We start from the raw sequence: 19,694 nt of genomic DNA on the forward strand, positions 1-19,694 counted from the left end.
ATTTATTTGGCGATCGCACTCTAATTTATTCAGTCGAACCCTCTGTAATGAGTTACTGTGAATGTTGAGTGTATTGGGCGATATATGCTTGCAATTGTTGGTAAGTATCCAACAAATTATTTTTGAAATAAGTAGCATCAGCCGAAATTTTCCCCCATACTTTAGTTAAAGACAGGGAAGTTAAAGATAGAAAATTTTCTGCATTATCTTTTTTCCCCGATAATTCTGCTGATTCGGCTAAATTTTTACGACGAAGCAGTGCTTGCTCGACGTAAGGGAGGGAACCTGGGTAGGTTTCTTCCAGATTCAACAATATTCTTTCTCCTAGTTCTATTTCGCCAGGATCGACACCTGTTTCTAAAATTTCTTTCAATCGTGGCATAGCAATTTCATCCACGATTCTCACTAGAGCTTCTAGACATAACTCAAACTGTTGTGCTGTCAAATTATTATCGAGTAAGGGAAGTTCGATAGAAGCAGAAATTTCTTTTCCCATCGAGTCATAAGCCCAACGTACCATGTTGGTTTGCGAAGAGATATGCAGCAATGCTTTAAACAAAATAGGTGTATGTGTATCGCTGATATTAGTCAGCAGTTGTGGTGCAACCAATTGCAAGTACTCGCCTTCTTCGCTTAAACTAATTACGATCCAAAAGTTCTCGACGTTCTCAGATTGAAATCCAGTGATGATGCGTTGATTTTCTGCATCAATTTCGTGCTGTAACTGGTTTTGCTCTAGATGGGCTGCAATTTGTGTGAGTGTAGTTGCCATAAATTACCCCTTTTCGATTTACTTTGGGCTGACACAAGTAACTCTGGACAGGTTTTGAGATTTATGCAGGCTACGATTTAATTTGTTTCCCCAATTAGGGTAAAAGCTGCCCAGTATCTGGGGTCTGAGTTTTTTCTCTTGGTTGCTAACATTGCATCCCGCAACGCTGAGGCTTTATCAGAATTATTCTTTAAGCGCTGATAAAAATCTCCCATTAAAAACTTCGTTGCATCATCATCCACGCTCCACAAAGAAACAACAACACTGGGAACACCCGCACTAATCCAGGAACGCGATAATCCAATTACCCCATCCCCGGTAATTTTTCCCCTTCCCGTATCGCAGGCACTCAGGACGACTAACTCGGTATTATTGAGTTGTAAATCGAATATTTCGCTGGCTGTTAGCAAACCGTTGATTCCCCCGTCCTTACCTTTGTTAAGTGGTTCGGGAGCGAGTGCGATCGCACCAGGTATACTTCCACCTGTAAAATCGTCGAGCAACCCGTGGGTAGCAAGGTGGATAATTCTGGCTTTGGGTAATAGGGGTAAGATTGTAGATTTGGTCGCTCGATTACCAACTATTGCGTTGGTGTTATACATTTGCGCTACTTGTTTGGCTTCTTCCTCTGCATGTGGGAGAGATGGTAGTTGTGTGGAGGTGAGAGGTACATAGGGCATGGTAGGATTACCGACAACCAGCACTTCTTGAGGCTTATTTTGAGGGATTGTAGATAATTTTTGTCGCTGTTGCCGAGTTAAATCTAGTACCTGAATTGATGGTGAGGTTTGGATTGTATGCTTATCGATGAGGTAATTTCTGTTCGCGTCTTGCAGTGCGGGGAAAGGGACGAAAAACAGAGAACCTTGGGGAATAAAGATAACGCGATCGCGCTCGTTTTTTGGTAATGAGTCTGCAATGGGTTCGATGAGGATTCTATGTAGTTGCTGTAGGTTTTTGTTGGCTGCGTAAACGTAGGAAACTTTTGTCACTTGGGCAAATGTTCGTTCGATAGGTGTTTCTGCCTCTGTCCAAGTAGGGAGCTTAATTGTGACTGTTCTGTTTTGAGGGTTAACTGCAATTACTTTCCAAGGTGGGTCATTTTTACGGTCTTCTGTATTGCGTCTTACCAAGTCACCAACTACAAAATTTTGTTGATTATTTGGTTGGTTATTTGCACCTCTGGTATTATCTATGGCAACACCTAAATCTTTGAGGGCATTCTTAACAAGGTCATCTAAAGAAGCGCTTTGTTTTTGCCACAGGGGTTTGAGGTCAATTGGATGAAATTTGACTTCTCCTGTAGGCTTGATGACCCAAATATAAAGTTCTGATTCTTTATTTTGTAATTTCTTTTCAATGTTAAAATCACCACCAATAATTGAATATTGAACGAGGGTGGCATTTTGCTGTTTGGCAATTTGTTTAATTTGCTCAATAGTGAGTGGAGGGGGTGTATATTCTGCTTTGGTATTTGGTTTCGCACGCCTTTGTAGTAATTCCACAAATGCTCTAGCTCTTCCCCTTTCAGCAATTTCTAGGGCTTTATCTGTTTTATTTTGAGCAATTAGGACGGATTGTAAAGTGCGGTAAGTGCGAGCTTGTTCCTCAAAAATTGAAACTTTAAAGGTATCGTTACTACCTAATCTCTCACGTTGAGATTCCCAAACTGCAATTCCCTCAAATAGGCTTTTTTCTGCTTCTGGAAGTTTGCTTGATTTTTGCAGAGTCGCGCCTAAATTGTTCAGTGCCCGACCTTCACCTTGACGGTCTTTGATTTGGCGCGCGATCGCCAACGACTGTTGATTGAATTCAATTGCCTTGGCATAATCCCCTAAAGAATTGTAGGCGAGTCCAATATTACCCAGTGCCTGACCTTCGCTGTGACGGTCTTTGATTTGGCGTGCGATCGTCAACGATTGTTGGTTGTATTCAATCGCCTCGGCATATCTTCCCAACCAAACAGAAGCAAGTCCTAGACCAACGAGCGCCCGACCCTCACTTTGAAGATTTTTGATTTGTCGTGCGATTGTCAACCATTGCTGATAGTAATCAATCGCCTTGGCATATTCTCCTAAAGAATTGTAGGCAGTTCCCAGACCAGCCAATGCCTGACCCTGAATTTGAGGGTTTTTGATTTGCTGTGCGATCGCCAACGATTGCTCATTGTATTCAATCGCTTTGGGATAGTTTCCTTGATCGTTGTAGACTTGTCCGAAGCCATTCAATGCCTGAGCCTCACCCTGAAAATTTTTGAGTTGGCGCGCAATTATCAACGACTGTTGATAATAATCCATCGCCTTGGCATAGTGTCCCTGGGCATTGTAAGCCACTCCTAAATTACCCAACACCTGAAACTCGCTTTGTTGGTCTTTGATTTGGCGTGCGATTGTCAGCACCTTTTGATAGTAATCAATTGCCTGGTCATATTTTCCCTGGTTATTGTAGACAGTTCCCAGATTACCCAACGCCCATACCTCGCTTTGAGGGTTGTTAATTTGACGTGCGATTATCAATACCTGTTGATGGTACTCAATCGCCTTGTCATAGTCTCCTAATGAATTGTAGGCAGACCCCAAACCTGTTAAAACCCTGCCTTCCAAATCACGTTCGTTTATTGCTTTAGCAATGGCTAATGCTTGTTGGTAATTGGCGATTGCTTGTTTAACATTTCCTGTAAATAGGTGGGCATTACCTAAATTAACCAAGGATTTAGCTTGAGTTAGGCGATCGCCAATCGTTTCGGCAGTCGTGGCTGCTTGCTGACAAAACTGCAACACAGATTGAGATTGATTCTTTTTATAATTTTCTCTGCACAAGTTCCACAGACGCTCTACTTCTGATTTGCCAGTTTCCGGGCTTTGACCCAGCACCTGTAACCGAAAAAATGGTATTAGGGAATTTAACGCAAAAGCGGTGGAAAGGGCTGTCCCAAGAGCAAGAATACCTAGAGCAAGCTTTTTTGGGTGCATGGCAAAGATTGCAAATAGAGGAATTATCACCAGTATTATCCGAATAGCTAGCTATACCTAACGTTTATATAATTTCTTCAACTTATCTCTACTGAGAAATAAAGTATATACAACCCACATTCCGCACCTTAACTGGCACATTATGAAATAGGAGGGATTTTTTTGATAGGTATTGACTATTGAGAGGCATAATTATGTTGAATTAAGGTCTAATAGTTAGCATTTTTGCAATTAATAACTTATCATTAAGAACGAAACAATAATCAATTAGAACTACCAGAGGTTGATGTTTGATAGCCCCATTTTACTCATGATTTTCAAATCTAATTCGTAATTATTTGAACTGGAATTTATTCAATTAAATAGTAACGACGACATGCATCAGGAAAAAACCTTAATATCCATAATCTTTCATCAGTAATATTAGATATTTGCTTCACTCCATTAATAATTAGTAAATGAATTGATTGAAAACATTGAAATATCCACCGTAAAGTTGGACGAACTGTCAGTTTACCTAATTGGTTTTTAATCGCCGACTTTGATAACGATAAAGCTTGACGGAATTTTCTTTGTGCAAGAGTATAAACTAACAAGCATAACCCCATTATCATTGCCAATGATTCAATTCTCTCTGGACATTTGAGAAAAATGCTATCCGCAAAAAAAATAACGGGTCTTTTAAAAAACCGAACCCTCTCTCGCATGATTGTTGGTCTTTATATTTGGAAATCATCTCGTCATGACTTAATTCCTTGGAAGATAATAGGTTTGTTGCGATAATAAATCTTCCTGCACTCTTCCATTCTCCTTCTATTACATTCATGTCTTTTTCTATTCGAGCTTGGATTTTATAGCATTGTTTTATTTTCAATTGTTTATTCTGATTTTTTGTGGCTGTTTAAAAACTTTTATCTCCATCAGGTTGTGATATTTCATTTTTTTAGATAACTCTGCTGCTGCTTTCATTGCATCTTGACGACAACCAAATTCTTCTGCACATAAATTTTTCAGCTTTGTTTGTACATTTTTTGATGTTTTCTCAAGTTTCTTTTCTATTTTTCTCTGTTCCGATATCTTACAGCAGATTCGATGTTTATGAGGTACAGTGCTTAATCTAAATTCCAAGCACAAAAGCCATCCCCATAATTTGTGTACTTCACGTACCTCAAAAGCGCTGTACGAGCTTTACTTTCTACAATTAACCAACGTTGCTCTACACCCCCATAATTGCTCTTCCTTTCCACATATGAATAACCTTCGATTTCACTCTTCGTAAATTCTGCTTCTTCTAATTGTGATACTAAATTTTTCGCTTTTTCTAATTAATGTCAATGGTACACGACTTAGCCATTTTATATTTTTCATTAATGCTATATTCGCAGCACTATATAATGCACAATCTCCTACCATTAAACTATCTATATCTACTTGTTGACGAAATTCGACGATGATTTTCGCAAATACACTTGAATCTACTTCATTTCCTGATGCTGTTTTTAGAAATATTGGTATGTCTCCGTCTCCACTACATATTAAATCTAAGATAAATTGTTTTAAGTCAGGTCTATGATCCCTTGAATAGCCATAAGTTATATTGATTGGCTGTCTTGATTTTGTTTCACTTATTTTTTCAACAGTCAACTCATCTTTTTCCTCTTCCTGAAAAATTACTTCTGTTAGATTTGTTTTATGTTCTCCGTGTACATGAAATGAACTTGAATCTAGGTGCTCCCCTTGTCAGCGATACACTATATTTTTTTACTGCTGCTAATGCCACTATCGTAAATATTTGGTTCAATCCTTTTAAATATAATTGATCCATTACTCTACCTAGTTTGTCATCATTCAGATATTCTGCTTTTATCCCTTCTCCTATTAAATGCTCGCAGGCTTTCCCTGTCATGTACTTTGAGAACATATACAGCGCTCCTGATACAAATCCTAGCCCATTTAATATCATCGCTTTGACTGCATGTCCTGCGCTTACTTTCTCCTGGGGATGCTGTCCTAATAATTCATTTATTTGCTCTACTATACCTATTTCATCTATTATTCCTGCTACTAAACCTAGATGATCTATGTTTTCAACGTAGATATTTGAACCAGATTTCATCACAAATAAAAGCTACTTTCTCTACAACTATTTCTAGTTTTTCATCAAACAGTGCTTAATCACTACAACTGACAATAACTTTTTCTGTCTATCTACGTAGACTGTTGACTCTATTGATACTCATCTTATTCGCCAAAATACTGCCAAAGAGTATATGACACTTTAGGGTGCGGAATGTGGGATACAACGATATCGATAAGCTTGGTTAGATATTGAAAGAGCGATCGCGTACAAACTTTAAGAAACTTCATAATTCCACCTGCATAATCTGCATTGTCCTATCCAGAAATAAATACTGAACGAGCAAAAGTTTCGTTTGCAGCGAGTCTGCGGTATTAGAGCAACAATAAGGAGATGAATGATGCAGTCTTTCCAAACATTTGTCGATTGGGTTGAAAATTGGAAGCATGAAGCTTCAAATAAATTCTTGAAGCAGTTGTTTTCTGTTTTTTTAATTATGTTGTTATTTTTTAGCGGAACAGTTCTCACGGGCTGTTCACAAAATCCGCCTCCGAGCGAGTTTACTCTTCTTAGATGCGGACCGCAATTAGGTATAAAAAACGAATGTAGTCCTAAATTCAACTTCTATGAGTAGCTGATTTGTTTTAGGGCTAAAAAATATTTGTTGTCTTTATTAGCCCTAATCAATAATTATCGAGAGATGACGGAAGCATAAGATTACAAAAACACATATTTGTATTTGTGTATAATTAATCTGCCAAAAATTGCTTTAATTTTGTTATTTATACATCCCTCGATATTTTTTACTGTCAAGTATTTGGTAAATCATTTTATGGATTGCACTCAAGTCGGGTTTTTTAACACTTGCGAGTTAATCAATAATTACTTTAATAGTTATTATATCCACTATAATGATCCATTAGTGATTATTGGTTGGATGATTTTCGCAATTATTGTCTGGCAAATAAAAGGCTTTATTTGGAGTTTGATTAAATGGATATTTAAGTTATTGATGTGGCTAACTTTATTAATAGTAGGTTTGTTTATTCTTTCTGTACTAATTCAGGCAACATTTGTTTAAGAAATTAAGTGAGGTAAAAATGATGAATAGCGATCGAGTGATTTTAGATGGCAAGGAAAAAGATATTCGCGTCAAGGCAACAATTTGGATGTGGGGATTATCTGTACCTTTATTCTTTGCCTGCGTACCAATCATTGCTCTCAGTGATATGGGAATTTCGCTGCCTTTCTTTGTTTTAATTGCTCTTGCTCTGGGAACTGCTTCGATATGGTTTTTCTATGGCAAGTCTATGAATGTTTTAAGTTTAGAAATTAAACAATTACAGGAGCGGATAATTGACTTAGAAACTATTGCAAGCCATGAAGGATTGGATAATAAATTTAGAGATTTAGAGCAGACAGGATTGAAAGATTGCAAAGAAGTCAGTTTTCAGACATATCCTCAATATCAACCTCATAATCGCGAAAATACACCCGGTTGAAATATGCTGCGAAGTGAAGTCTTATTACTCGCAATAAGGCTTTGCTATCAACAAAATAATTTCTTTATAATCATTCATGTGGTAGTAAACTACGCACGGCTTGTCCAAATTCAGCGTGCATAGTTTACAATAACTTACTCAGTATTAACTTTGGTTCTGCCGCTAACTTGTACCAAGAAAGATAAACATTTGGTGCAATCTTGTTATTTAGCAGCAACAAACTCTACCCATTTGCGAGCAAACCAGGGAACCGCAGCAATACAAGCGGGAATAGTACCAGGCAAAATGATTTCTTGAATAACACCTTCGGCAATACAAATAGCAGTAGATGTTGTAATTCCACCTACAACATTTCCCGCACCATTGGCAGCACCATCAACAAATTCTTGCTTGGGATCGGCAAGTGCTGGGAACGCAAAATTAAACAAACACTGACAATTAAGGAAAAGCAAACGAAGCGGTTGAGAATGTTTTTGAGCATAAATAAGCTCCTGTATGAAGTTTGGTTTGAAGACGACGAAATCTTTTGGAGCGAATCGACGGAATTGATTAGTGTCCAAAACAGTGCTGAATACAGTGACTATTGCATTGACTCGCAATACCTAAATTTTCCTCGGTTGTGAAATACCATAATGTTTCGGTCAGTTCTTGCTTGCAGACTTCACTACTATTAACCGCAGCAAGTGTAAAACAGCGCTTTTCATGGTCAGTCGTCTCAACCAAAATCTCTCCTTCTGCGATCGCGATCGCTTCTCGATGAAGAATGCTAAGACCAAACACATTTTCAACACCAAAATCCTGTAACTTAATAGCAATCTCTTTGAGAAAATTAGAATTAGCTGCAAGTGATTCGACAGCATTAATATCATCAGATTGAGCTACCGATTTGTACTGAAACTCTAGGGGAAACCAAGATAGATTCTGGGTACAATTTTCACCATTAATTCCACTACTAAGCTTCCATAGATATGGAATAATTTCTCGTTCATTAACTTTAGCTACAGGATTGATATAAACTTTATCATCTCCTACACTTTCTATTAGACGTTCGTGAGGCGACAAATCAAAGTGTTTATGTAATAACGTCAATCCTAGTTTTTGTTGCAATCCATATTTGCAGATTACCGCTCCAAGTTCTCCCAATACATCTTTATGATTTGCGAGAGAATGTTTTGCATCAGAAAATTTATGCAAGCGATCAAAAACAGTTGGTTCGTAAGTTATAAGCATTGTAGCTCCTATTGATTTGATAATTGACTTAATTACTACAGTACAGAGACCTCCCTCAATTTCAAAATCCAAAAATATAGCTTTTCTGGATGGAATCTTATATATTTTCAACTTTCCTGCTTTGAACTTTCTTTCAAACTTCCTAATAACTTTCATTCTTACCCACAGAACCAACAATATTTCCTCTTGTTCGCAAGTGAGTTCGAGACAGCAACAAAATGCTCGCACAAAATCTTTCGGAGGAAAACGACTACTGCGTTGATTTGAATTGAAATAGCGTCTTAGCGATTCTAACTCAATAATATATTCTTGTTCTTGAAGTAAGTCATAAAGAGTTATAATACTAACTTGCTTATACTCTAAAACTTTTCGCAGAAAGTCACTATACAGCCAATCAATATAAAATCTAATGTTGACAAAAAGGTTGTTTAATGAATCTCGTTCGTTGCTATTCATAATACTCAAGAAAGCTTCAATAATTAATCTTCTGGGTCAAACAAAATTTCTACACACTGAAATTCAATGTGCGATCGCATTGTGAAAGTTTTCATTTTAGTTTCTCTAATTATCTGGAGCGGATTCGAGACTTTATGCATTAAAAATTGAAGGCAGCAACTTTTTTAAAATTATGTTTACCAATAAATATTGATGCAAACCAGCAAACATGAGAAAACCCAGAAACATTTAATTATCGGTAATTGATTACCTCTACTTAAACGAATCTGGGATTATATTCAGCCGACGAACTCAGTCACCCTAGCAATCGGGCTTTTGTTCGACAGGCAGAGTTAATGTTAAAAAATTAACTCCGCTATTACGTTAATCTGGAAATATAATGTGGAATTATGCAGGTGTGATGGTGGAAATTGTGACATTATTTTGATTCGGCTGAGTAGAATTACAAATATACCTAAAAAATCGGCGTTGCATCACTGCGGGATGATATGCGTTTTTTTCCTATATTTTGAAAGCAAATGAATTCAGGCGATCGCGAAAAGAGCGAATAATCATATTTAACATTTAAACTATAAAGGAGATATCCTGATATTTCAGGTAGTAAATCAATAGCTTGAGTGATAGAGATAACATCCGGAAACACTATTGGGAAACCCTTCCTCATCCCAGATTTGAAACATTTCGCCACACCAAACAAACGAATTGATATTTGCATTGATCGCGATCGCACAATCCGAAACCATCTCCGACACAGAATTTAAGAAGTTGCAGGACAAAAAAGCCAAAACTAAAACTGAGCGATATCAGGAACGGAAAGCTTTTTTGAAGGAGCGGTATGGGGTTGAGGTGACACCAACACTTGTTGAGAAGGATGATAGTGGGTGGTATCCACAGTTGCGGCTGCACTATTTTCTGACCGTCGGACGGGAACAGCTTATGGAGCGCGATGCAAAGAGAGCAAAAACTCAAATCGAAGTTGGGGATAATGCCATTTGGAAACCTGATTTTAACCGTGGGCAATTATCACCGATGGTTTTGCTGCTGGAAGACTTAAATATCCGTCATTTTCTCACGCCTGGGGTGATGTTTCGTGGTTCCGATGTCGAGTTGCAGGAGTTGAAGGGTAAAGCAGTGCAGCATCGGCATATTATTCGCAATTATTTGGGGGTTTCAGTTTCTGAGAGGATGAGTGCGATCGCGATTATCCAAACCCTGTTGAGTAAATTAGGGTTGACTTTAACCTACGTTGGTCGATTTGGAGTGAGGGGAGAGCGAGAGCGGGTGTATCAGTTTATCGAACCGAAAGATAGGCGAGATGTGGTTTATTCGCGATGGCAAAATCATGTGGTGACTGAGGCTTCTCGAAGTGTTGTTGGTGTCCACTAGCAATAAAATAGTATTTATGAACTATATGATTGGGACACAAACCACAAGTTATTCCCCAAATTGTTATCCAGGGAGGGTTGAGTATTTTGGCAAATGGGGCGATACTGCTTCGCAGTCACTTCGTGAACACAAGAATGTGGTGCAATGAGTTTTTATTTGTAAGTGCGATCGCGACCGGACAAAAGCTCCAATATTATAGTTATGCAATTATGCATAGCAACGTCTTGATGGTACTCAAATACTATAAAATAAATGTTAAATAAGTCTTGGGAGTGTTTCCATCGGTTAATTTTGAGCAGAAAATATCAGTAGATTATCAAATCTTAAAGATTGGTGGCGTAACTTTTTTGAGTATGCGACCATGATTTGTAAAAGCTCACGATTGATTAGGAGGTATACTAGGGGCTTAAATTTAGGCTTGCGTACTTTACAGCTTTCGCGTGCAACTTTGCGGGTAGATAAAAAATTGGCTTGGCTAGTAAACTAACTTAGTCGAGGTGAGTAGGGAAATATGAGTACAGGGTTTTCAGCAGGTTCACAAGCGCTTGGGTATCTTTACCAAGCACGCTATGCCCTGTATTTAGTTTTAACAAATAAAGAAGAGCTAGAGCTTGCAGTTGAAAGCTTAGATGATATTACTTTTTTTGAGGATGAGAATAATCCCCTAGAACTATTGCAACTGAAGCACCATACAAATACTCAAGCTTCCTTGACAGACAGTAGTAGCGACCTCTGGAAAACAATTCGTGTCTGGAGTACCCAGCTACAAGAAAACAAAATTTCTTTACCTGATACCTTGCTAACTCTAGTCACTACTGCTGAGGCTTCTGCAAATTCTGCTGCATTTTTATTGCGTCCTGTTAAAGCTAGAGACTCTAAACGTGCTTGGCAAAAGCTTCTCGAAGTTGTCAATAAATCTGACAGCAAAAGTCTAACTAAATCATTTGAAGCCTTTAAAGCTTTAAATTCCATACAACAAAAACAACTAATTGATTCTATTCAAATTATTGATAGCTCTCCAGATATTATTGATATAATTCCAAAAATTAAAGAAAAGTTAATAGCGGTCAGAAGAGAACATCGAGATGCTGTTTATGAACGATTAGAAGGTTGGTGGTTTGCGAAAGTTGTCAAGCACCTTCGTGATAATTCTGTCAACTTTATATCGGGTTTTGAAGTACGCGATAAAATTTGCGAAATTAATGACCAATTTAAACCAGATGCTTTACCTATTGACTTTTTCGATTTAGAAATTCCCAATCAACCGGAAATTTCACAAGATAATAGACATTTTGTGGCTCAGTTAAAAGAAATTGCTGTTCAAAATAAGCGTATTGAAAAAGCTATCTTAGATTATTATAGGGCATTTGAACAACGCTCTCGATGGGCACGGGAAGAACTACTGTTTGGAGGCGAAATTGAACAATATGAAAAAAGATTAATAGATGAGTGGGAGCGTTATATGCTTGCACTCCAAGATGAGATGCCAAAGAGTGATGATGAGGACGAATGCAAAAAAGTTGGTAGAAAGGTATTTAACTGGATGGAGCAAAATGCTGACATTCGCATTCGTTCTCAAGTAACAGAAGCATACGTCATGCGTGGAAGCTACCACATTTTAGCTGACCAAAACCCACCCCGTGTACACTGGCATCCAAAATTTGTGGAGAGACTAAGCCAGTTATTAGCAACAACGTAGGAGAGAAGATTGTGCTGTCTTGGCAAGAACGTCCAGTTGAATACGCCAACCTTTTTAATCCTGCTTTCTGCTCGATTCTACTTTACAATGCCATCAAAGGCTATCAGAAAGAAAAGAAGCAGGGTATGCCGTATCCTCTGATTTTTCTTGTTTTACCGCTCGTTCTTCATCAGTCTACGCGAAACTTACTACCCAGGACGACACGAACTAAATTACATATTTGGCTGCAAAATAAACCTGAAGTACGTGTTAAATTTAGCGATCGCACAAGTAATTTAGTCCCTCATACAAAAGAAGCCTTAGCTTTTGGAATGCAAACTGGTATCATTGGTTTCGGTGATGATGGGAAATTCACATCGTCCAAGAGTCAATTGAAAAATATTTCGGCTGTATCATGGTCTGAGGGTACGGAACCAGCTATTTGCTTTAAAAAAGCTGAGTTTATTGGTCGTTGGTTTGCTCAAGCGGGGGAAGTATCAACAATCTATATTATGTGGGGCATTTGTCCGTAAAACGAGTTTGTATGCAAATCAAGTCCATAATTCTATATAATTCCTCCGGAGATAAGCGCACAATAAATTTCAAATTAGGACAAGTTAATATCATTACAGGCGAATCAAGTAGAGGGAAATCGGCTCTCTTGGAAATAATAGATTATTGTCTTGGTCGTACAGATTTTACAGTTCCTGATGGGGTGATACAAAATATAGTTGCTTGGTATGCAGTTATTTTTCAAACCCAAGATATGCAAGTTTTGATTGCAAAACCAAAGCCTTCGGGGAATAACGCTTCACAGAATCAAGTTTACTATGACTATGGTAATAATATTAATCCCCCTGAATTATCTCAATTAGAACCTAATTCAAACGATGAAGCAATTGTCAGTTTTCTATCTGACTTGATTGGAATTTCTCCTAACGAAACTATAGTTGAAGATGGAGCGTCAAGAAAACAGTTTGAAGCCACAGTAAAACACACTTGCTATTATATATTTCAAAAGCAAGGAACAGTTGCGAATCAGAATATTTTATTTAATCGTCAGGAAGAACCATATATTCCACAAACTATTAAGGACACACTTCCATATTTTTTAGGTGCAATTCAAGAAGATAGACTAAAATTGCAAAAAGAACTTACTCAGGCTCGCAAAAAGTTAGCACAAGCCCACAATAGCCTCAAAGAAGTAGAATTTTTCACTCAGAGAAAAGCTGTTATGGGTCAAAATTTGCTAATTGAAGCTCAACAAGTAGGTTTAGTCGATTCTAATTTTATTGCTAAAGATATAACTGACATTTTTGATAAGTTAAAATCTACATTAGACTGGAAAACAAACGAAATTGTGCTTATTGGAAATGACAATTTTCCACAATTGCAAGCTGAACTTGAAGAGACGCAAAGTGCATTTAAACAGATACATGAGAAAATAGTTTCGGCAGAAACTTTTCTAAAAAAAGGAACAGGATTTTCTCAAGAAGCTAATCAACAATTATTAAGGCTAGATTCAATAAACTTGTTTAAAACGGAACAGAACTCTCCACATCAGTGTCCTTTTTGTAACTCGACGCTACCAGAAACTATTCCCAGTTTGTCCGCAATGAGAGAATCCTTAGTAGATTTACAACGTAATCTGACAAATGTAGAAGTTACCCAGCCAAGATTGCTTGAACATATTGCACAACTTAAAGAAGAGCGTGAAGAGCTAAGACAAAAAATTCAAGAAACACAATCAGCAATGAAAGCTGCAATATCTGAACAAGAAGCAGCCCAGCAAACTCGTGATAGCAATGCTCATGTTGCCCATATAGTTGGTCGCATCAGCCTATATCTTGAAACAGTTGAATTAACAGATGAAAATTCTCAAATACGTTTAGATATTGAGAAATTAAAAAAACTAATTTCTAGCTATGAGAAGGAATTAGACATCGGAGAAATAAAGGCTAATTTAGACTCTATCCTAAATCGGCTTGGATTGCAGATGACTGAATGGGCAAAACTGCTACAACTTGAGCACAGAGACTCTCCCTATCGATTAGATTTAAATAAATTAACTGTAATTGCAGATAGACCTGAACGACCAATTCCTATGAGAAGGATGGGAGGAGGAGAAAATTGGCTTGGTTGTCACTTAATTGCACTTCTGGCTTTACACAAACATTTCGTTGAACGCGATCGCCCAGTGCCACACTTTTTAATTTTGGATCAACCTACCCAAATTTACTTTCCCTCGGAAGAAGCATATTTTAATTTACAAAAAAATTTATCAGACGACAGCATGAACATGAGTGCTGATATGGAAGCTGTAGAGCGAATGTTTAACTTTTTGTTTGATATATGTGAAGAATTATCTCCTAACCTCCAAATAATTGTTACAGAACATGCAAACCTTAGCAATAATGATAAATTTCAAAATGCGTTGGTAGAGGAACCTTGGATTGATGGTAGGGCTTTAGTACCTGAAAGTTGGATATCTTAAGTCAATAAGCAGCCATTTTGCAAGAAATTCCTAATATTCAAGAATTTTACGAATCGATAGCGAATCTGTTTCCGATCCATCTCACGAAGCTTTTGGTTGCATTGCCCATCTTAATGAAGTCCTCACCAAATATGACCTTGTGATTGCATCACCAAGCCTAGAAACTGGAGTATCAATCGACATCAAAGGTCACTTTTCAGCAGTATGGGGGATTTTCCAGGGTGTACAGTCGGCGAATTCCGTGCGACAGATGTTAGCAAGATTACGGGAGACAGTCGATCGCCATATTTGGGTAAGAAGTAGTGGCATCGGTTTGGTTGGCAATGGTTCCACATCGGTCGGTGTGCTTTTAGCCAGTCAACATGCAGCAGCAAAAGCAAATATTACCTTGCTGTCCCAGGCTGACAATGCGGATTACAGCATCGACGAGAATTTTCAACCCGAATCCTTACAAACTTGGGCGAAACGGGCTTGTGTGATTAATGCTCAGATGCGGTGTTATCGGGAATTTGTGTTGCAGGGTTTGGAGGAAGATGGTTATCAAATTATTGATGCGGATAAAATTCCAGACGAAGAATGTTGTGGGGTTTATGATTCCGTCAAAGCTGCTTCCAAGGAATTGTATTTGGAGGAATGTGGGGCGATCGCACAATCCGAAACAATCTCTGATTCTGAGTTCAAGAAGTTGCAGGATAAAAAAGCCAAAACTAAAACCGAGCGACACCAGGAGCGGAAAGCTTTATTGAAAGAGCGTTACGGGGTTGAGGTGACACCTACGCTTGTTGAGAGGGACGATGATGGCTGGTATCCACAGTTACGGCTGCATTATTTTCTCACCGTTGGACGGGAGCAGATTTTAGAGCGCGATCGCAACCGGGCAAAGGCTCAAATGGAAGTGGGAGAGAATACCATTTGGAAGCCTGATTTTAACCGTGGGCAGTTATTGCCCTTGGTTTTGCTTCTGGAAGATTTGAATATCCGCTATTTTCTCACGTCTGGGGTAATGTTTCGTGGTTCCGATGATGAATTGCGGGAGTTGAAGAGTAAAGCTGTGCAGTATCGGCAGATTATTCGGAATTATCTGGGGGTTTCGGTTTCTGAAAGGATGAGTGAGGTTGCGATCGCTCAAACTCTACTCAGTAAATTAGGATTGAGCTTAACCTACGTGGGGCGATTTGGAGCAAGGGGAGAGCGAGAACGGGTGTACCAGTTTATTGAGCCGAAAGATGGGCGGGATGTGGTTTATAAGCAATGGCAAAATCGTGTGGTCACTGAGGCTTCTCGAAGTGTTGTTGGTGTCCACTAGTAATAAAATAGTATTTATGAACTATTAAGTTGGACACGATTTACATGTCATTTCCCAAAATAATCCAAGAGGTGGGTTGAGTATTTTGGTTGATGGAGAAATTGCGATGACGGCAGCCACTTCCTACGGGAGTATCACACCCCAACGATGAAGATGGATTCCCTCGACAGATACTTGGTTGCGAACTGTAACATTTATTAACGAGCAAGAAAAGATTGTCTTAACCAATATGCAACCGTCCCAAAGATAACAATCAAAGAGACTGGAAGGAACCAGATTCCAATGCTAGGGTTTTCTCTAGTTGCTAAGTCAAAAATTTGCCATTCAGTGTAAGCAAATAACCAAATCATTTCGGTTTTTAACCAATTTAGCATTGAGCAAGCTATTTGATATTGCCGCAGTGCATTTTCTTCAGTAATCTGCACTGGATAATTAAATATGTGAGGATAGCGATTGAGTAATGTTAACAGCCCATAAATCCACAAACTCAATATTGGGAACAGCCACAGAATATTCTTACTACCCCAGCCGTTGGCTCTTCCATAAAATCCAAAGTGGGTAGGTATGGTCTCTGGCAATGCAAACCAAGCATGAATGGCAATGCCAAATAATCCAACTATTCCGGCGATCGCAATCCAATTGAGCATCCGTGCTTCCCGATACTGGGGAATTAGAAGAACAGGTCTTTGATGACTCATTATAACTCCATTGTGTCAGCTTACTTTTTCCACTTCAAATGATTTCAAATGATTATCTTTCAATCGCTAACTAATCATTATCGTGAGAGAATTTTTGGTGTCAGCCAACTCAAGTTCTAGCTAAAATAGTTCTCAATCCCAAAGGACAAATTTCCGGGTTGTTGTTCCAGTCACCTCAAGCCAAAGTTGCTAGTTTAGAAAAAGCAATTACTCAATTTAAGACTTTACCCGGTAAGGTTAGTGTTTAGTCAGGGAAGGCAAAACAACTAAAGCTGCATTAAATCCCCAAACACCCTTGGCAGTTGCTTCTGCGTTCAAATTAACTGTACTCAAAGTATGGGAGGCAGAAATTGTATCGGGGAAACCAAATTGGAAGGATGTAGTGCAAGTACGATCGCACACGAAAAATTTACCATCAGGACTGTTACAAATATGGGCTGATGGCGATCGCATTATTCAGTGGGAAAATTTATGTCAAAAATAAACGCGATCGCACTGCACATCAAAACTCCCATAATCACCACAGATATCACATTTTCTTAGCCTCGCTTACGTAAATAAAAAAATATTTTATACTCAAGATGAAAATAAAAATCGAATTTTCATCAGAATAAATACTTGTTTTTTATATTTTTAGTTGCATAAATAACAGAAAAAAGCAGGATAAAAAGCGATCGCTTGTCGTAATTGTGAACATTTCCAAGTAATGCCGATTTGACCCAATCTGACTTTTCCCGTTAAGTCTCTGTTGCCAGCAACCAGCCCTCACAAAGGTCATGCAATTTTGACCGATCGCCCAATTCACAACTCGCAAAATTTTTTTTCCACCAATCCAACATTACTTGTCACATTTAGCACCATATTACAATCACTGTACCGTACGGTGCTATTTTTTAAACCCTTTATTCTGTCGCTCCAGAGTTAATTTATGGCAATATTTGGGTCACTAAATGCTGATTTTTTTACAAACTCCTCATCCGTCAAACTTTTTAAAAACTCGATTAAATCCTGCTTTTCTTGAGGACTTAATTTAAATCCAGAAACAAAATTACTCTTAAGAGGATTTTGACTTCCTACTCCAGAAAATTTACCATTAGTAATAGTTCTACCACCTGCTGCATAATGGTCAATAACTTCTTCTAAAGTAGCAATACTGCCATCGTGCATATAAGGTGCAGTTAAATCAATATTTCTTAAAGTTGGTGCTTTAAATTTGCCCATATCATCTGGTTTTTTGGTAATTTCGTATATCCCCGTATTATTACCTGGATATGCACCTTTTCCATCCAAATTATATAGTCCTGTATTATGAAAAGCTATTTCTTCAAAAGCCAAACGCTCATGTTTGACTGAATCGCTAAAATTCAAGCCTCCATGACAGTGAAAACATTCTAAACGTTCACTATTAAATAGTGCTTCTCCTCGTTTTGCAGAAGCAGAAATTGCATTTTTGTCATTACCATACCGATATTTATCGTAAGATGAATTAACTGAAATTAAACTGCGTTGAAATGATGCCAATGCTTGAGTAAGATTCTTGAGATTAATATTATTATCACCTCGACCAAACGCATCGGCAAATAATTGTTGATAATTTTTATCTTCCCGCAACATTTTTAATATTTCTTGTTCCTTGCCTGATAAACCCATCTCGACAGGAATTTCACCAAATAGGGGTATTAACGCTTGTGCTTCAAGTTTTTTCATCCCTGGATGTGCCCAAGTCAAAACGGAGTTGTATGCGATATTCGCAAGACTCATTGAGTTTCGGGGATGCTGTTCTCCAGTCGCACCAACTGCAAGAGGTTTCCCATCTGTAAATGCTAGTGCTTGAATGTGACAGGAAGCGCAAGAAAATTTATTATTAATAGAAAGTCGTTTTTCGTAAAATAAATGACGACCTAGTTTTACTTTTTCTGGTGTCATTGGGTTATCAGCTGGGATGATTGGCTTTGGCATCCAAGCTGGAATATCCCAAACATAGGTATTACCGGTATTTGGTGCTGATAAAACTTGACTTAAACCAACGGATAAACTGAATGTGAACGCAAAAAAAGTAGATAATAACAAACAGCGTTTCCATTGCAAAATAATCTGCTTCATTTCACACTAAAAAAAGTTTGTTTTACGGATGTTTGACCACCAAAAGGGATACCAAAACCTGCCATAATCCCCGTACAATCTTTATCGTTAGGTTCTGACATACAGCCTGGAGCCGTATTTTCCTGATTGCGGGTTAAGTTCGTGTCCCCTACTAGTTTAGCAATATCAATAACAATGGTATTCTTACTTGGCTCAAAGTTAGCTAGGTTAATGATTGCTGTATTAGGATTAGTACATTTGGTAGTTGGTTTTTGGCTAGCAGTTTCCGCTTGACAACCTGTGCTACCTAAATGAATGAAAAAGGCATTAACTGCTTCTTTTTCACCATGTTTATGTTGGTGTGTGTCTGTTGGTTGACTCTTAGTTAAACGTGCGAAATCGATGCGAGCAAACTTGTATCCAAATTGCCAATTCCACCATAGCGAAGTTAAGTTTAAAGGTGAAGGAGCAAGGGTAGAGTCTTCATGGTTAAGATTTTCTGGTAGACCTAGAGTAAATTTGATGGCTTTATATTGACCTTGGGGAATTTTACCAACAACTATATTGCGGGTTTCCACTGTGCCATTCGCACAAGCTCCTGTTTTATTTTCAAAATCGATTAAAGCAACGTTTTGATATTGCCATTTACCATCTTGATTCAGGGACAGGGGAATAGATTTATTCTTATTGTCGATTAAGTGAATATCGGAAATATAAAAGCGAAAATCTAAAGGTGTAACAGTTGTTGCTGGTTTTCCTAATTTGTAATTGCTACCACAATTAAAGGGTTGATCCCCAACTTTCGCCGCAAATTTAATTGTCACTTCTTGAGTGGAAGCGGCATTGACTTTGTGAGAAGTATAGTGATGCCAGAGTGAAAATGCCACAAAAAATATTAAGACTGAAGTCGCAGATTGGATTTTCGATCGCATAGGTTTTATTTTTGTTATCGAATATTGAATAATCAACTGATTGCTACATAAGTTAATAGCTGATTAATATTGCTTACCAAAATCACAATTTTTTGTCAAAAGACAACTT

15 protein-coding genes and 1 pseudogene are annotated in these 19,694 nt (G+C 38.1%); 8 read left to right on the plus strand and 8 right to left on the minus strand.

The window, feature by feature from the left end; translation table 11 throughout:
- Positions 1–52: 52 nt before the first annotated feature.
- Both VB733_RS20660 and VB733_RS20665 read right to left on the minus strand, forming a co-directional pair.
- Positions 53–772 carry a hypothetical protein gene (locus tag VB733_RS20660; protein ID WP_323341943.1) on the minus strand — a complete coding sequence of 240 codons (720 nt, stop codon included), beginning with the start codon at positions 770–772 and terminating at the stop codon, positions 53–55.
- Between the two features lie 77 nt (positions 773–849).
- The gene (locus tag VB733_RS20665; RefSeq protein ID WP_323341944.1) at positions 850–3,645 is read right to left on the minus strand and encodes a CHAT domain-containing tetratricopeptide repeat protein; all 2,796 of its coding nucleotides are present in this window, start codon (positions 3,643–3,645) and stop codon (positions 850–852) included.
- 14 nt (positions 3,646–3,659) lie between these two features.
- On the opposite strand from VB733_RS20665, the gene VB733_RS20670 reads away from it, so the two are divergent.
- Positions 3,660–3,791: a hypothetical protein gene (locus tag VB733_RS20670; protein ID WP_323341945.1), complete on the plus strand. Its 132-nt coding sequence runs from the start codon at positions 3,660–3,662 to the stop codon at positions 3,789–3,791.
- A gap of 303 nt (positions 3,792–4,094) precedes the next feature.
- On the opposite strand, the pseudogene VB733_RS20675 reads toward VB733_RS20670, so the two are convergent.
- A pseudogene (locus tag VB733_RS20675) lies at positions 4,095–5,860 on the minus strand (IS1634 family transposase).
- Positions 5,861–6,921: 1,061 nt separating this feature from the next.
- On the opposite strand from VB733_RS20675, the gene VB733_RS20680 reads away from it, so the two are divergent.
- Entirely contained in the window at positions 6,922–7,323 is a 402-nt protein-coding gene (locus tag VB733_RS20680; RefSeq protein WP_323341946.1) for a hypothetical protein, read from the plus strand.
- A gap of 203 nt (positions 7,324–7,526) precedes the next feature.
- Here VB733_RS20680 and VB733_RS20685 read toward each other — a convergent pair whose 3' ends face one another.
- Both VB733_RS20685 and VB733_RS20690 read right to left on the minus strand, forming a co-directional pair.
- Positions 7,527–7,751: a hypothetical protein gene (locus VB733_RS20685; protein WP_323341947.1), complete on the minus strand. Its 225-nt coding sequence runs from the start codon at positions 7,749–7,751 to the stop codon at positions 7,527–7,529.
- A gap of 121 nt (positions 7,752–7,872) precedes the next feature.
- A complete protein-coding gene (locus VB733_RS20690) occupies positions 7,873–8,553 on the minus strand; it encodes a hypothetical protein (RefSeq protein ID WP_323341948.1) in 681 nt (226 codons plus the stop codon).
- A 1,158-nt stretch (positions 8,554–9,711) separates the two neighbouring features.
- Between VB733_RS20690 and VB733_RS20695 the strand changes: the two genes are divergently transcribed.
- From VB733_RS20695 to VB733_RS20715, 5 genes are all read left to right on the plus strand, one after another.
- Positions 9,712–10,395, plus strand: coding sequence for a hypothetical protein (locus VB733_RS20695; RefSeq protein ID WP_323341949.1), 684 nt, complete (start codon positions 9,712–9,714; stop codon positions 10,393–10,395).
- Positions 10,396–10,906: 511 nt separating this feature from the next.
- Complete coding sequence (locus tag VB733_RS20700; RefSeq protein WP_323341950.1) at positions 10,907–12,094, plus strand: ABC-three component system protein; 1,188 nt, start codon at positions 10,907–10,909, stop codon at positions 12,092–12,094.
- 11 nt (positions 12,095–12,105) lie between these two features.
- A complete protein-coding gene (locus VB733_RS20705) occupies positions 12,106–12,606 on the plus strand; it encodes a three component ABC system middle component (RefSeq protein WP_323341951.1) in 501 nt (166 codons plus the stop codon).
- Between the two features lie 11 nt (positions 12,607–12,617).
- Positions 12,618–14,567 carry a DUF3732 domain-containing protein gene (locus VB733_RS20710; protein ID WP_323341952.1) on the plus strand — a complete coding sequence of 650 codons (1,950 nt, stop codon included), beginning with the start codon at positions 12,618–12,620 and terminating at the stop codon, positions 14,565–14,567.
- A 52-nt stretch (positions 14,568–14,619) separates the two neighbouring features.
- Positions 14,620–15,873 (plus strand): plasmid replication protein, CyRepA1 family, encoded by a 1,254-nt coding sequence (locus tag VB733_RS20715; RefSeq protein WP_323341988.1) that lies wholly within the window; start codon positions 14,620–14,622, stop codon positions 15,871–15,873.
- 197 nt (positions 15,874–16,070) lie between these two features.
- On the opposite strand, the gene VB733_RS20720 is transcribed toward VB733_RS20715, so the two are convergent.
- Positions 16,071–16,571 (minus strand): DUF1648 domain-containing protein, encoded by a 501-nt coding sequence (locus VB733_RS20720; RefSeq protein WP_323341953.1) that lies wholly within the window; start codon positions 16,569–16,571, stop codon positions 16,071–16,073.
- 295 nt (positions 16,572–16,866) lie between these two features.
- On the opposite strand from VB733_RS20720, the gene VB733_RS20725 reads away from it, so the two are divergent.
- Positions 16,867–17,055: a hypothetical protein gene (locus VB733_RS20725; RefSeq protein ID WP_323341954.1), complete on the plus strand. Its 189-nt coding sequence runs from the start codon at positions 16,867–16,869 to the stop codon at positions 17,053–17,055.
- Between the two features lie 437 nt (positions 17,056–17,492).
- On the opposite strand, the gene VB733_RS20730 is transcribed toward VB733_RS20725, so the two are convergent.
- Complete coding sequence (locus VB733_RS20730; RefSeq protein WP_323341955.1) at positions 17,493–18,674, minus strand: MbnH family di-heme enzyme; 1,182 nt, start codon at positions 18,672–18,674, stop codon at positions 17,493–17,495.
- Entirely contained in the window at positions 18,671–19,585 is a 915-nt protein-coding gene (locus VB733_RS20735) for an MbnP family copper-binding protein (protein WP_323341956.1), read from the minus strand. The genes VB733_RS20730 and VB733_RS20735 overlap by 4 nt, the downstream gene beginning before the upstream one ends.
- Between the last annotated feature and the right edge of the window lie 109 nt (positions 19,586–19,694).

Origin of the sequence: Calothrix sp. UHCC 0171, assembly GCF_034931845.1 — a bacterium.
Classification (GTDB): Bacteria; Cyanobacteriota; Cyanobacteriia; order Cyanobacteriales; family Nostocaceae; genus Brunnivagina.